We start from the raw sequence: 14,604 nt of genomic DNA, 5'->3' as shown, positions 1-14,604 counted from the left end.
CCGACCCGCGCCCTACCTGGTCGCCCCCTTCGTGAAGCCGTTGTAGATGAAGCGCTGGAGGAACAGGAAGACGACCAGCGTCGGCAGGATCACGAGCACCGCTCCCGCCGAGATCGTCTCCCAGTGGGCACCGAAGGGGCCGCGGAAGCGGAACAGCGACGTCGAGATCACGCCAAGGTCGTCGGAGGGCATGTACAGGAAGGGGATGTAGAAGTCGTTGTAGACGGTGATCCCCTTCACGATCACGACCGTCGCGATCGCGGGCTTCAACAGCGGGAAGATGATCTTCCGGTAGATCGTGAAGGAGTTGGCGCCGTCCAGGCGGGCCGCCTCGTCGAGGGACACGGGGATCGACCGGACGAACTGCAGGAAGATGTAGATCGACACGATGTCCGTGCCCATGTAGAGGGCGATCGGCGCCCAGCGCGTGTCGAAGAGGCCGAAGCTGTTGACGATCTGGAAGGTCGCCACCTGGGTGGTGACCCCGGGAACCAGCGCGGCGACCAGGAACAGCGTCACCACGAGCTTCTTGAAGCGGAAGGTGAACCGGTCGATGGCGTAGGCCGTCATCGAGCCGATCAGCACCGTGCCGCCGACGGCGAAGAACAGGATGAAGGCCGTGTTGCCGAACGCGGAGAGCATCCGGCCGTCCTGGAACGCCGTGCCGTAGTTGCCGAAGTTCAGCAGATCGGCGGGGAGCGTGAGCGCCCCACCGTCGTCGGCCATCTCCTCCGGCGTCTTCAGCGAGGTCAGCAGGACCGCGCCGAGCGGGAGCAGAACGACCACCGAAGCGGCGGCCAGCGAGACGTGGACCAGGGTGCGGGCGACGATGCGGCGCGTCATACGAGGTCCACCCTGTCGTCGGGGACGAGGCGCCGCTGCGCCCAGGTCACTGCCAGGACGATCAGCAGCAGCACGACCGCCGCCGCCGAGGCGAGCCCCGTCTTGTTGAACTGGAAGGCCAGCTTCACGGTCTGGATCACGAAGGTCTCGGTGCCGGTCGCCCCGCCGGTCATGATGTACGGGATCTCGAAGGCCGACAGCGAGCCGGAGACGGACAGGATCACGGTCAGCGTGAGCACCGGCTTGATGCCGGGCACGATGATGTGCCGGAACTGCTGCCGGCGGTTCGCCCCGTCCAGTTCGGCCGCCTCGTACAGCTCCCCCGGGATGGACTGGATCGCGCCCAGGAACAGGACGAAGTTCAGACCCAGGTAGCGCCAGACGGAGACCCCGGCGAGCGAGGTGTTCGCGGAGACGGGCGTACCCAGCCAGGCGTGCGAGGAGTGGTGGCCGAACAGGGCCAGGACGGAGTCGAGGGTGCCCCCGTCCTGGAAGAAATAGAGGAAGACGAAGCCGATCGCGACCCCGTTGACCAGGTACGGGAAGAAGAGCACGCCCTTGAAGAAGTTCCGGAACCGCACGTCGAAACTGAGCACGGTGGCGAAGTAGAGCGCTGCGGCGATCTGGACGGCGGAGGCGGCGAGGTAGTAGCCGCTGACGAAGAACACCTCGAACAGCTCGGGGCGGGTGAACAGCTCGGCGTAGTTGTGGGCGCCGGTGTACCGCAGTTCGGGGCTCACCCCGTCCCAGTCGGTGAAGCTGTACGCGACCATGTTGGCGACCGGCGCGTAGGTGAAGGTGATCAGCAGCGCGAGCGGGGCGAGCAGGAAGAGCCACGGGGTCAGCCCCCGCCGCACGCGCGCGCGGCGCGGGGCGGGGGCCGGGGCGGCGGCGACGGGTGGCGCGGCCGTCCGGGCGGTGGTGTCCGTCATCAGGACCCCGTGTTCTTCCGCGCCGCGTCCCACTTCCCGCCGAGGTCGCCGAGGAAGCCGTCCAGGCTGCCCTTGCGGGCGCCGCGCGCGAGGTCGACGAGGTTCTGCCGGTAGCCGGGCTTGTAGATGCCGACCTCGGACTCGTCGTCGATCAGCTTCACCCGGGCGCCGGCGGTGTCGTCCAGTTCGATGAGCTTCACGCCCGCGTCCGTGTAGGGGGTGAGGACCGCCGGCAGGGGCGCGTTCTTCAGCGGGGAGATGGCGAGGTTGTCCTTGTCGTAGCCGGACTTGTCGGTGAACCAGTCGATCCAGGCGCGGGCCGCCTCCTTGTGCGGGGAGTGGATGTTGACGGCCTGGTTGTAGTCGGGGCCCACGACCCCGCAGAACGTGCCGTCCTTCTGGGCCGGGAAGGGCATGAACCCGATGTCGGCGGTGTCCACTCCGGCCTTCTTCGCCGCGTCCTGGAACTGGATGATCGCCCAGGTGCCGAGCCACTGCGTGGCGATCTCGCCCTTGGCCAGCCGGGCCTTGGAGGCCTCCCAGTTGGTGGTGGTCGGGTCCCGCTCGGCCAGGCCCCGGCGCACGATGTCGTACAGCAGCGTGTCGCCGACCCGCAGGTCGGCGCCCTGCGCCCAGGGGTCGCCGTCGGCCAGCTTCGTGGTCGCGCCGGTGTCGCAGTGCACGGAGCCGTTGACGAAGGTCCAGGAGGTCAGCGGCCACTGGGCGGCGAAATTCGTGTAGTACGGGATCGCGCCGGTCCTGTCCTTGACGGCCTTCAGATCGGCCAGGAACTCGGCGGACGTGGTGGGCCAACGGGTGATCCCGGCCCGTTCCCAGACCTTCTTGTTGTAGACGAAGCCGGGCATCACGCCGATCGGGCTCTGCCCGTAGACCTTGCCGTCGACCGCGGTGAAGTCGGTGAACCGGTACTTCTCGGCGCGTTCGGCCCGGGTGCCGAGCGAGGCGAAGAACCTCGGGTAGTCGCTCTTCTTGATCACGCCGGGGATCATCAGGACGTCGCCGTAGTTCTCGGTGTTCATCCGGATCTTGACCTCGGACTCGTAGTCGGTGAGGGCCTGGAACTCCACCTTCACCTTCGGATACGTCCGGTTGAACGCGGCGGCGTACTTCTTCATCGTGCCGTCCTGCACCAGGTCGGTGCGCTGGGTGAGGACGGTGATGGTCCCGCTCACCTTCGCGGGGTCCTTCGGCGCTTCGGCGTCCTGCCCCTTGGCGGCGCCTCCGGTGCCGGTGCACCCGGCGAGCAGCAGGGCCGTGGTCGCGGCGGTGGCGGCGAGGAATGTGCGGCGGTTCATGTGCGTCAGCTCCGTTCTGCGGACGGAAGAGCACTGCGGATGGGCCGGTCCTCCGGCCGGGCGGCCGGGTTGGCTGGTTCGGCACTCTGACAGCGCTTTCTCAACCGGTAAAGTCCGAATCTCGCCAACGCCGCTACATCGCAGACCAATTGGGTTGGACCGGTTCAGGGAGGGCGCATGCTTCGGGCCACACCGCTCACCGAGGGATGGATCCTGCGGCACCCCGACGACACGGGTGCGGCGCTCCCGGCGGCCGTGCCGGGCTGCGTGCACACGGATCTGCTGGCCGCGGGACTGGTCCCGGATCCCTTCCTCGGCCGGAACGAGGCGGACGTGGCCTGGGTGGGCCGCCGGGAGTGGACGTACGAGAGGCGGCTGGACACCGGCTCGGGGCACGAGCGGACCGACCTGGTCTTCGACGGGCTCGACACCGCCGCCGAGATCACCCTGGACGGGGAACCGCTGGGCCGGGTGCGCAACATGCACCGCTCGTACCGCTTCGACGTGACGGGCCGTCAGGGCAGGTTGGCGGTGCGCTTCGACTCCGCGTACACCGAGGCGGAGGCCGTGCGCGCGCGGGTCGGCGAGCGGCCCGGTGCCTATGCCGAGCCCTACGCCCATATCCGCAAGATGGCCTGCTCCTTCGGCTGGGACTGGGGGCCGACCCTGGTCACTGCGGGCATCTGGCGCCCGGTGCGGCTCGAGTCGTGGTCCACGGCCCGGATCGACCGGGTGCGCCCTCTCGTCACCGTCGAGGAGGGCACGGGCGTGGTCGAGGCGCACATCGAGGTGCGGCGGACCCGCCCGGAGGCCGAACTCGCCGTCGAGGCACGGGTGGGTGGGGTGCGGGCGCGGGCGGCCGTCGACGGCACGACCGGGGTGGTACGGCTCCGGGTGCCGGACGCCGACCTGTGGTGGCCCCGGGGATACGGCGGACAGCCGCTGTACGAGCTGGAGTTGACGCTGCTGAACGGCGCGGAGGCGCTGGACGCGAGGCGTCTCAGGATCGGCTTCAGGACGGTGGAGCTCGACACCTCCGCCGACGCGCACGGCACCGGTTTCACCCTCGTGGTCAACGGGGAGCGGCTGTTCGCGCGGGGCGTCAACTGGATCCCGGACGACGTGTTCCCCTCCCGGGTCACCCGCGAACGCTACCGGGAGCGGCTCGGCCAGGCGGCCGCGGCGGGAGTGGACCTGGTCCGGGTGTGGGGCGGCGGGATCTACGAGAGCGCGGACTTCTACGACGCCTGCGACGAACTCGGCCTGCTGGTCTGGCAGGACTTCCCGTTCGCCTGCGCCGCCTACCCCGAGGAGCAGCCGCTGCGCGGCGAGGTGGAGGCCGAGGCGCGCGAGAACGTCGTACGTCTGATGCCGCATCCCTCGCTCGTCCTGTGGAACGGCAACAACGAGAACCTGTGGGGCTTCAGGGACTGGGGCTGGGAGCCGGAGCTGGCCGGCGACTCGTGGGGCGAGGGCTACTACCTGGGGCTGCTGCCCCGGGTGGTGGCCGACCTCGACCCGACCCGGCCGTACACGGCGGGCAGCCCCTGGTCCGGGTCCTGGGCGCACCACCCCAACGACCCGGCGCACGGCACCCACCACTCGTGGGAGGTGTGGAACCGGCGCGGCTGGGCCGACTACCGGCTGGACGTGCCGCGTTTCGTGGCCGAGTTCGGCTGGCAGGCGCCGCCCGCTTACGCGACCCTGCGGCGCGCCCTGCCGGGCGAGGAGCTCGCCCCGGACTCCCCCGGCATGCTGCACCATCAGAAGGCCGAGGACGGCAACGGCAAACTGGAGTGTGGTCTTGCCCCGCACTTCGCCCTGCCCGAGGGGGACTTCGACCGCTGGCACTACCTCACCCAGCTCAACCAGGCCCGCGCGGTGGCCGCCGGCATCGAGCACTGGCGCGCGCACTGGCCGGTGTGCGCGGGCACCATCGTGTGGCAGCTCAACGACTGCTGGCCGGTGACGTCCTGGGCGGCGATCGACGGCGACGGACGCGAGAAGCCGCTGTACCACGAGCTGAAACGGCTCTACGCGGACCGGCTGCTGACGCTCGGGGAGCGGGACGGCGGGCTCGTGCTGGCCGCGGTCAACCAGTCGGCAGCGCCGTGGGCGGGTGAACTCACCCTGCGCCGGATGTCCGTGGCGGGCGAGGTGGTCGCCGCCACGCACACGGATCTGAGCGCCGCGGCGCGCACGGTCATGGACGTCCCCGTCCCGTCCGAACTGGTGCCGGCCGGGCCGAAGGAGTTCCTGGTCGCGGACGCGTCGGAGTCCCCCCGCTCGAGCGAGGGCGGGGGTGGCGGCGGCCTGCGCGCCCTGTACTTCCCGGCGCCGGACCGCGACATCCCCTATCCCCGGCCGGAGTTCGACGTGGCCGTGGCGCCGGGAGCGGTCACCGTGACGGCCCGCACGCTGGTGCGGGACCTGCTGCTCCAGGCGGACCGTCTCGACCCGTCCGCGCGGGCGGACACGGGGCTGGTCACGCTGCTCCCCGGCGAACGGGTGACCATCGGAGTCGACGGCTGGCGGATCCCGGGCGGCCAGGAGGCGGCCGAAGCCGTCCGGGCCGCCCTGTACTGCGTGGAGCCCGCCCGATGACGGCTCCCCGCGTCACCATCAAGGACGTCGCCGCCCGTGCGGGGGTGTCCAAGGGGGCGGTGTCGCTGGCCTTCAACCGCAAGCCGGGGCTTTCGGAGGCGACCCGCGAGCGCATCTTCAAGGCCGCGCGCGAGCTGGGCTGGGCGCCGAACCCGGCCGCCCGGACGCTGGCCGGTTCACGCGTGGACGTGGTCGGGCTCGCCATCTGCCGGCCGGCCCGGCTGCTCGGGCTCGAACCCTTCTACATGGAGTTCATCTCGGGCGTGGAGAGCGTCCTCGCCGAGCACTCCTGCTCGCTGCTGCTGCGGCTCGTGCGCGCGCCGCAGGAGGAGGCGGGCCTGCTGGAGACGTGGTGGAAGGCCCGGCAGATCGCGGGTTCGATCCTGGTCGACTTCCGCACCGACGATCCCCGGCCGGCCGTGGCGCGGCGGATCGGGCTGCCCGCGGTGGCCGTGGGGCACCCGTCGCTGACCGGCGGGCTCACCTCGGTGTGGACCGACGACACCACCGCGGTCACCGAGGCCGTGCGCTATCTGGCGGCGCTCGGGCACCGGCGGATCGCCCGCGTCGGCGGCGCGGCGGCGCTCGGGCACACGGCGATCCGCGCGGCGGCGTTCGACACGGCGGCGCGGAGCCTGGGGCTGGCCGGGGCATGGCAGGTGGCGACCGACTTCTCCGGCGAGACGGGGGCGCGGGCGACGCGGTCACTGCTGTCCGCGGCGCCGCCGGAGCGGCCCACGGCGATCGTCTACGACAACGACATCATGGCGGTGGCCGGACTGTCGGTGGCGGCGGAGATGGGTCTGCGCGTCCCGGCCGACGTGTCCCTGCTGGCCTGGGACGATTCCCAGCTGTGCCGGCTGACCCATCCGACGCTGTCCGCGATGAGCCACGACGTGCACGGCTTCGGCGCGGACGTGGCCCGCACGCTGTTCGGCGTCCTCCTGGACGAGGGTCCGGGCCCGCATCCGGTGCCGACTCCGGTGCTGACTCCGCGGGGTTCGACGGCACCGCCGGACGTGTGACGTTCACCGCTGTGGGCGCGGGGACTGGGCAGTTACATTACTCATGAGTAGCATGGGGGTGAGCGCGCGCTCAGCGCTGCGCGGCAGTGCCGTCCCGCACCCTGGAGGAGAGCCATCGTGCCTCGTACCGTCAGGGACGTCGTCTTCGTCGACGGCGTCCGCACCCCGTTCGGCAAGGCGGGCCCGAAGGGCATCTACCACGAGACTCGCGCCGACGACCTCGTCGTCAAGGCGATCCGGGAGCTGCTGCGCCGCAACCCCGGTCTCGACCCGCGGCAGGTCGACGAGGTCGCCGTCGCCGCGACCACGCAGATCGGCGACCAGGGCCTGACCATCGGCCGCACCGCGGGCATCCTGGCCGGCCTGCCCGCCTCGGTGCCCGGCTACTCCATCGACCGGATGTGCGCGGGCGCGCTGACCGCCGTGACCACGGTGGCCGGCTCCGTCGCGTTCGGCGCGTACGACGTCGCCATCGCGGGCGGTGTCGAGCACATGGGCCGCCATCCGATGGGCGAGGGCGTGGACCCCAACCCGCGCTTCGTCAGCGAGAAGCTGGTCGACGAGTCCGCCCTGTTCATGGGCATGACCGCGGAGAACCTGCACGACCGCTTCCCGCACATCACCAAGCTGCGCGCCGACGAGTACGCGGTGCGCTCGCAGGAGAAGGCCGCCAAGGCGTACGCCGACGGCAGCATCCAGGCCGACCTGGTCCCGATCTCCGTGCGCCGGACCACCCCGGAGGGCGGCGAGACCGGCTGGGGCCTGGTCACGGCGGACGAGCCGATGCGACCGGGCACCACCCTGGAGGACCTGGCGGGCCTCAAGACGCCGTTCCGCGTGCACGGCCGGGTCACCGCGGGCAACGCGGCCGGTCTGAACGACGGCGCCACCGCCTCGATCGTCGCGAGCGAGGAGTTCGCCCGCGAGCACGGCCTGCCGGTCAAGATGCGCCTGGTCTCCTACGCCTTCGCGGGCGTGGAGCCGGAGGTCATGGGCTACGGCCCGATCCCGGCCACCGAGAAGGCCCTGGCCAAGGCGGGCCTGTCGATCTCCGACATCGGCCTGTTCGAGATCAACGAGGCCTTCGCCGTGCAGGTCCTGGCCTTCCTCGACCACTACGGCATCGCGGACGACGACGAGCGCGTCAACCAGTACGGCGGCGCGATCGCCTTCGGCCACCCGCTCGCCTCCTCCGGCGTCCGCCTGATGACGCAGCTGGCCCGCCAGTTCGAGCAGCAGCCGCAGGTCCGTTACGGCCTGACCACCATGTGCGTCGGCTTCGGCATGGGCGCCACGGTCATCTGGGAGAACCCGCACTTCACCGGAGGCGACAAGTGAGCACCACCGCTGAGCTGTTGAAGGGCGCGGCCGAGCTGTTCCCGGGCGAGGTCGTCACGCAGGCGCACGTACGCCACTTCGACCTGCCCCAGGAAGCGGGCCGCTTCGCCCTCATCACCCTGGACAACGGCCTGGACCACACCAAGCCGACCACCTTCGGCCCGGCCTCGCTGGCGAACCTGGACGCGGCGATCGACCAGGTGGAGAAGGAGGCCGCGGACGGCGAGATCGTCGGCGTCGGCATCACCGGCAAGCCGTTCATCTTCGCGGTCGGCGCCGACCTCAAGGGCGTGGAGCTGCTCAAGGAGCGCGAGCACGCGCTGGCCATCGGCAGGGGCGGCCACGAGGTCTTCAAGCGGCTGTCCACGCTGGCCGTGCCCACCTTCGCGTACTACAACGGCGCGGCGATGGGCGGCGGCGTCGAGGTCGGCCTGCACTGCACCTACCGCACGGTCTCCGCGGCCCTCCCGGCGTTCTCGCTCCCCGAGGTGTTCCTGGGCCTGGTCCCGGGCTGGGGCGGCTGCACGCTGCTGCCGAACCTGATCGGCGCCGACCGGGCCGTCACGGTCGTCATCGAGAACAGCCTCAACCAGAACAAGCAGCTCAAGGGCAAGCAGGTCTACGAACTCGGCATCGCCGACGCGCTGTTCGAGGGCGCGGACTTCCTGGAGCAGTCGCTGGTCTGGACGACGGCGGTCCTCAAGGGCGAGATCGAGGTCGAACGCCCGGTGATCGACCGGGGCGAGGCCTGGGACCAGGCCGTCGCGCGCGGCCGGTTCATCGCCGACTCCAAGGTGCACGGCGCGGCCCCCGCCGCCTACCGCGCCCTGGACATCATCGCCGCGGCGAAGAACGGCGACCTCCAGCAGGGCTTCGACGCCGAGGACGAGGCCCTCGCCGACCTGATCATGAGCGGCGAACTGCGGGCCGGCATCTACGCGTTCAACCTGGTGCAGAAGCGCGCCAAGCGTCCGGCAGGCGCCCCGGACAAGAACCTGGCGCGCCCGGTGACCAAGGTGGGCGTGGTCGGCGCGGGCCTGATGGCCTCCCAGCTCGCGCTGCTCTTCCTGCGCCGCCTCGAAGTGCCCGTCGTCCTCACGGACATCGACCAGGAGCGCGTCGACAAGGGCGTGGGCTACGTGCACGCCGAGATCGACAAGCTGCTCGGCAAGGGCCGTGTGAACCAGGACAAGGCCAACCGCCTCAAGGCGCTGGTGACCGGTGTCCTGGACAAGGCGGAGGGCTTCGCGGACGCCGACTTCGTCATCGAAGCGGTCTTCGAGGAGATGGGCGTCAAGCAGAAGGTGTTCGCCGAGGTCGAGGCGGTCGCCCCGGCGCACGCGATCCTCGCCACCAACACCTCCTCCCTCTCCGTGTCGGAGATGGCGTCGAAGCTGAAGCACCCCGAGCGGGTCGTCGGCTTCCACTTCTTCAACCCGGTCGCGATCCTCCCCCTGCTGGAGATCGTCCGCGGCGAGAAGACCGACGACGCCTCGCTGGCGACCGCCTTCGCGGTGGCCAGGAAGCTGAAGAAGACCGCGGTCCTGGTCAAGGACGCCCCTGCGTTCGTCGTCAACCGCATCCTGACCCGCTTCATGGGCGAGATCCAGAACGTCATCGACGAGGGCACCCCGGTCGAGGTGGCGGAGCGTGCGGTGGAGCCGCTCGGCCTGCCCATGTCCCCGCTGGTCCTGCTCGAACTGGTCGGTCCGGCGATCGGCCTGCACGTCTCGGAGACCCTCCACCGGGCCTTCCCGGACCGCTTCACGGTCTCCCCGAACCTCAAGGCGGTCGTCGAGGCCGGCAAGCGCGGCTTCTACGTGTACGACAGCGGCAGGCCCGAGCTGGACCCGGAGGTCGCCGCCCTTCTGAAGCAGGGCGACAGCGTCCTGACGGAGGAGCAGGTGCGGGCGCGGGTGCTCGACGCGGTCGCGCAGGAGATCGGGCTCATGCTCGACGAGGGCGTCGTCGCCGAGGCCCAGGACATCGACCTGTGCCTGATCACCGGCGCCGGCTGGCCCTTCCACCTGGGCGGCATCACGCCGTACCTGGACCGCGAGGGCGTGTCGGAGCGCGTGAACGGCAGGCGGTTCCTGGAGCCGGGGGTGGCGAGCGTCCCGGCGTAACGCCTCCGGGCCCGCAGCGGCCCCGCAACGCCGTCCGCCCCTGTCGCTCATCGCAGCGGCAGGGGCGGACGCGTACGCGCACCGCGAACGCGGCGCCGCGGCCGTCAATCACGTCAACTCCGTTCAGCACAGCGGGTGATGTACGCCACTGCCGTACAACGCCCCCCATGGGTCACGGGTCTGTCCGATAGCCCGAGCGCTCCCTGCCCGGGCATGAGGAGACGAGGACAGCGCGCGATGACAAACCCAGCCGTCGAGAGCCCCCGCGGCCCGCACCGCCCCGACCAGGAGGGAACTCCCCGTCGCCGGCGCCGCACCGGCCGGTGGATCCTGCTCTCACTGGCCGTGCTGGTCGCGGCCGGGGCGGGGACCGTGTACTGGCTGTACAGCGGCCTGGACAACAACATCAAGGGCGTCGACATCGACCAGGCCATCGGTGACGACCGGCCCGAGAGGCTGCCCACGTCCGGGCAGAACGTCCTGATCCTCGGCTCCGACTCCCGCGCCGGCGCCAACGCCGCGCTCAACACCGGCAAAGTCTCCGGCGCCCGCTCCGACACCGCGCTGCTGATGCACATACCCGAGGGCCGCACCCAGGCCGTCGCCATCAGCATTCCCCGCGACACCCTGGTGACCCGGCCCGAGTGCACGAAGTCCGACGGCACGGCGGTGGCACCGGCGAAGCGCGTGATGTTCAACTCCATCTACGGACAGGTCGGTCCGGCCTGTGTGGTCAAGACCGTGGAGCAGATGTCCGGCATCCGCATGGACCACTACATGGAGATCGACTTCTCCGGCTTCCAGGGGCTGGTGGACGCGATAGGCGGGGTCACCGTCACCGTGGACCAGGACATCCACGACAAGTCCAGCGGCCTGGACCTGACCGCCGGCACCCACCGTCTGGACGGCACCCGGTCCCTGCAGTTCGTCCGCACCCGGCACGGCATCGGGGACGGCAGCGACCTCGGACGCATCAGCCTCCAGCAGCAGTTCATGCTGGACCTGCTGAGCGAGATCAAGAAGCAGGACCTCCTGGGCAGCCCCACCAAGACGTACAAGATCGCCGACAGCCTCACCGCGGCCCTCACCACCGACTCCGAGCTCGCCTCCCTCACCAAGCTGGCGGAGTTCGGGCGCAGCCTGAACGGGGTCGACCCGTCCAGCATGGAGACGATCATGCTGCCGGTGATGTACGACAAGACCGACCCCAACCGCGTGGTGGCCGCGGAGCCCCAGGCGACCGAACTGTGGAAGGCGCTCCGCACCGACTCCACCATCCCGGAGTCCGCCAGGAAGTCCCCCGCGACGGGCGGTTGATCCGCCCAGCGGGTCACGCTCGTCCACGGGCCGGCGTCCGCCGGGCGGGACGGGCAGTGCCGGACGGGGCGGGCGGGTCGGGCGGGAAGCCCGCGGGCGCGCGACGTCACCGACACTGGTACCGCGTCTGATCCCGACCGGAAGGACCGAACAGGATGCCGACCCTGCTGATCGTCGACGGGGCCAACGTCGTCGGCTCCGTCCCGGACGGATGGTGGCGCGACCGGCGGGCCGCCGCCGAACGCCTGCGCGACCGGCTCGCCGGGTACGTCGAGGAGGGCGTTCCCGGCGTGCCCGGTCCGCTGGAGATCGTCCTGGTCCTCGAGGGCGCCGCCCGGGGCGTGCCGTCCGTGCCCGGCGTACGGGTCGAAGAGGCCCCCGGCAGCGGCGACGACCACATCGCCCGGCTGGCCGCCGCCACGGCGGACCGGTCCCGCGTGGTCGTCACCGCCGACCGCGAACTGCGCCGCAGGGTGACCGCGACGGGCGCCGCCACCGTGGGCCCGCGCACGGTGTACGCTCCCGGCGGCCAGGACGCCCCCGGTCCGGAGCGTTGAGCGCGGGACCGGGCAGGACTCGGAGACCGGGTCAGCCCACCATGGCCTGGTACAGCGCGGCACCGGCGCTGGCGACCAGTACCCCGAGGACGATCTTCTTGAAGCGGGCGGGGTCCGTGCGGGTGAAGAGACGGTCGCCGAGCCACCAGCCCACCAGCAGACCGGGGAGCCCGGCGCCGGTCAGCAGCAGGCTCTCCCCGGTCAGCCGGCCGACGGCGAGGAACCCGGCGAGGGCCAGGGCGTCCTGGACACAGAACGTGGCCTGGAGGGTGGCCCGGAACTCCCGGGGCGTCAGACCCATGGCCTGGAAGGCGGCGACCAGCGGCGGCCCGTTCATGCCGGTCGCGGTCAGCAGCGCCCCGCTGGCGACACCCGCGGCGGCTGTGGGCCCGGTGCCGCGCCGGAAGGTCAGGCCCCGGCCGATCAGGACGGCGAACACCAGCACCACACACGCGATGAGGACGGACAGCGAGCGGGCGCCCAGCACCGTCACCGCGAGCAGCCCGAGCGGCATGCCCACCAGCCCCGCTCCGCTCACCAGGCCCGCGGTGCGCACACTGACGTGCTCCCTCTGGTGGACGCAGACCGCCAGAGAGAGCACCCCGCCCAGCGCGGTGACCACGACGACGGCGTTCTGAGGGGTGGTGAGCAGGGTCAGCAGCGGCACCGCCACCAGCGCGAACCCGAAGCCGCTCAGCGCCTGCGCGAACGACGCCAGCGCGGTGACCAGCGCCACCTCGGCGATCAGGGTGGTCGTCACGTGCTCCCTCTCCGGCCGCTGCCGCCGGGGTGACCCGTCCGCCCCGTACCTCCCGCACATTACCGAGCGGAAGAACGCCGGCCACCGGAGGGCCCGTCGGCAGCCGCCGCCCGCGAGAGGCCCTAAGCGGTGCCGCCGCCCGCCGTGCGGCGCTCCAGGACCTGGCGTTCGGCGAGCCTGCTGTGCTTGCGGCCGTAGAGGAAGTACACGACGAAGCCGATGACCATCCAGATGGCGAAGCGGAGCCAGGTCTCGGCGGGGAGGTTGACCATCAGCCAGAGGGAGGCGCAGACGGAGAGGACCGGGATCACCGGGACCCAGGGGGTGCGGAAGGCGCGGGGCAGGTCGGGCCGGGTGTTGCGCAGGATGATCACGCTGATCGCGACGACGATGAACGCGAACAGGGTGCCGATGTTCACGAGTTCGGCCAGTTCGCTCAGGCTGGTGAACCCCGCGACGACGGCGATGATCACGCCGAGCAGGATGGTCGGCCGGTACGGGGTGCGGAACCGCGGGTGGGTGTGCGAGAAGAAGCGGGGCAGCAGTCCGTCCCGGCTCATCGCGAAGAAGACCCGCGCCTGGCCCAGGAGCAGGATCATGCACACGGTGGTCAGGCCGATGGCCGCGCCGAAGCTGATCAGGCCCGAGTACCACGGATGCCCGGTGGCCTTGAACGCGTCGGCGAGCGGCGCGTCGACGGACAGCGCGCTGTACTTCTGCATACCGGTGACGACGATCGACACGGCGACGTACAGCACGGTGCAGATGATCAGTGAGCCGAGGATGCCGCGCGGCACGTCGCGCTGCGGATTGCGGGTCTCCTCGGCCGCCGTGGCGACGACGTCGAAGCCGATGAAGGCGAAGAAGACGACGGACGCCGCCGTGAAGATGCCCATCACACCGAAGTTCGAGGGCGCCCACCCGAACATCAGCTGGATGAGCGGTGCCTTGAGGTTGCCGCCCGCGGGCACCGGCTGCGGCTTCGGGATGAACGGGTCGTAGTTGCCGCTCTTGATGAAGAAGGCGCCCGCGATGATCACCACGAGCACCACGGCCACCTTGATGGCCACGACGATCGAGGTGACCCGCGCGGAGAGCTTCATGCCGAGTACGAGGATGACGGTGATGACGAGGACCAGGAGGGCGGCGAGGATGTCGAAGCCGAAACCGGACGCCGTGTCACGCCCGCTGAGGTATTCGGGCAGGTGCCAGCCCGCGTTGTCGAGCAGCGAGTGGATGTAGCCGGACCATCCGACGGCGACCACCGCCGTGCCGAGCGCGAGTTCGAGGACCAGGTCCCAGCCGATGATCCAGGCGGGGAACTCGCCGAGCGAGGCGTAGGAGAAGGTGTAGGCGGAGCCGGCCACCGGGACCGTGGAGGCGAACTCCGCGTAGCACAGCGCGGCGAGCGCGCAGACCACACCGGCGACGACGAAGGACAGGGAGACGGCGGGGCCGGCGGTGTTCCTGGCCGCCGTGCCGGTGAGGACGAAGATGCCGGTGCCGATGATGACGCCGACGCCGAAGACCGTCAGATCGAGGGCGGACAGGGATTTTCTGAGCGCGTGCTCGGGTTCCTCGGTGTCCTGGATCGACTGCTCGACGTTCTTGGTCCGAAAGAGCGTGCCGCTCACGGCGTGACCTCCCCTGCTTTTCGTCCTCGACCCGGCTCGCCACTGCTCGGCACTGCTCGGCATGATCGAGAGAGCTGGGGATGCGTATGCCCCGGCACTCGCAGGTTCACGCAGACGGGCCGGTCGCGCCACCCGTAAGAGGGGGAGCGACC

At 70.9% G+C, this 14,604-nt stretch carries 11 protein-coding genes; 6 read left to right on the top strand and 5 right to left on the bottom strand.

Annotated features, from left to right (window positions below; genetic code table 11):
- Window positions 1-12: 12 nt before the first annotated feature.
- Genes ACIOWN_RS29040 through ACIOWN_RS29030 form a run of 3 tightly spaced genes read right to left on the bottom strand, consistent with a single transcriptional unit; the run spans window position 13 to window position 3,091 of the window.
- The gene (locus tag ACIOWN_RS29040; RefSeq protein WP_362352218.1) at window positions 13-843 is read right to left on the bottom strand and encodes a carbohydrate ABC transporter permease; all 831 of its coding nucleotides are present in this window, start codon (window positions 841-843) and stop codon (window positions 13-15) included.
- A complete protein-coding gene (locus ACIOWN_RS29035) occupies window positions 840-1,775 on the bottom strand; it encodes a sugar ABC transporter permease (protein WP_362352221.1) in 936 nt (311 codons plus the stop codon). Before ACIOWN_RS29035 ends, ACIOWN_RS29040 begins: the two co-directional genes overlap by 4 nt.
- Complete coding sequence (locus ACIOWN_RS29030; RefSeq protein ID WP_401983741.1) at window positions 1,775-3,091, bottom strand: ABC transporter substrate-binding protein; 1,317 nt, start codon at window positions 3,089-3,091, stop codon at window positions 1,775-1,777. The genes ACIOWN_RS29035 and ACIOWN_RS29030 overlap by 1 nt, the downstream gene beginning before the upstream one ends.
- Before the next feature lie 177 nt (window positions 3,092-3,268).
- Here ACIOWN_RS29030 and ACIOWN_RS29025 point away from each other — a divergent pair, with 177 nt between their 5' ends.
- The 6 genes from ACIOWN_RS29025 (at window position 3,269) to ACIOWN_RS29000 (ending at window position 12,058) form a co-directional block, all read left to right on the top strand.
- Window positions 3,269-5,695: a glycoside hydrolase family 2 protein gene (locus tag ACIOWN_RS29025; RefSeq protein WP_401983740.1), complete on the top strand. Its 2,427-nt coding sequence runs from the start codon at window positions 3,269-3,271 to the stop codon at window positions 5,693-5,695.
- The gene (locus tag ACIOWN_RS29020; protein ID WP_362352229.1) at window positions 5,692-6,720 is read left to right on the top strand and encodes a LacI family DNA-binding transcriptional regulator; all 1,029 of its coding nucleotides are present in this window, start codon (window positions 5,692-5,694) and stop codon (window positions 6,718-6,720) included. The genes ACIOWN_RS29025 and ACIOWN_RS29020 overlap by 4 nt, the downstream gene beginning before the upstream one ends.
- A 117-nt stretch (window positions 6,721-6,837) precedes the next feature.
- On the top strand, window positions 6,838-8,058 hold the full coding sequence (locus tag ACIOWN_RS29015) for an acetyl-CoA C-acyltransferase (RefSeq protein ID WP_362352231.1): 1,221 nt from the start codon (window positions 6,838-6,840) through the stop codon (window positions 8,056-8,058).
- On the top strand, window positions 8,055-10,184 hold the full coding sequence (locus ACIOWN_RS29010) for a 3-hydroxyacyl-CoA dehydrogenase NAD-binding domain-containing protein (RefSeq protein ID WP_362352234.1): 2,130 nt from the start codon (window positions 8,055-8,057) through the stop codon (window positions 10,182-10,184). Before ACIOWN_RS29015 ends, ACIOWN_RS29010 begins: the two co-directional genes overlap by 4 nt.
- A gap of 237 nt (window positions 10,185-10,421) precedes the next feature.
- Window positions 10,422-11,501 (top strand): LCP family protein, encoded by a 1,080-nt coding sequence (locus ACIOWN_RS29005; RefSeq protein WP_362352237.1) that lies wholly within the window; start codon window positions 10,422-10,424, stop codon window positions 11,499-11,501.
- Between the two features lie 155 nt (window positions 11,502-11,656).
- Window positions 11,657-12,058 (top strand): NTP pyrophosphohydrolase, encoded by a 402-nt coding sequence (locus ACIOWN_RS29000; RefSeq protein ID WP_362352240.1) that lies wholly within the window; start codon window positions 11,657-11,659, stop codon window positions 12,056-12,058.
- 31 nt (window positions 12,059-12,089) lie between these two features.
- Here the strand turns inward: ACIOWN_RS29000 and ACIOWN_RS28995 are convergent, their stop codons facing one another.
- Window positions 12,090-12,818 (bottom strand): sulfite exporter TauE/SafE family protein, encoded by a 729-nt coding sequence (locus tag ACIOWN_RS28995; protein ID WP_362352243.1) that lies wholly within the window; start codon window positions 12,816-12,818, stop codon window positions 12,090-12,092.
- Window positions 12,819-12,940: 122 nt separating this feature from the next.
- A complete protein-coding gene (locus tag ACIOWN_RS28990; protein WP_401983738.1) occupies window positions 12,941-14,452 on the bottom strand; it encodes an amino acid permease in 1,512 nt (503 codons plus the stop codon).
- Window positions 14,453-14,604 lie beyond the last annotated feature (152 nt).

This window comes from Streptomyces sp. NPDC087787, assembly GCF_044743035.1.
Taxonomy (GTDB): Bacteria; Actinomycetota; Actinomycetes; order Streptomycetales; family Streptomycetaceae; genus Streptomyces.
Note: the sequence above shows the minus strand (reverse complement) of the source record. Positions and strands in the feature narration are given on the sequence as shown.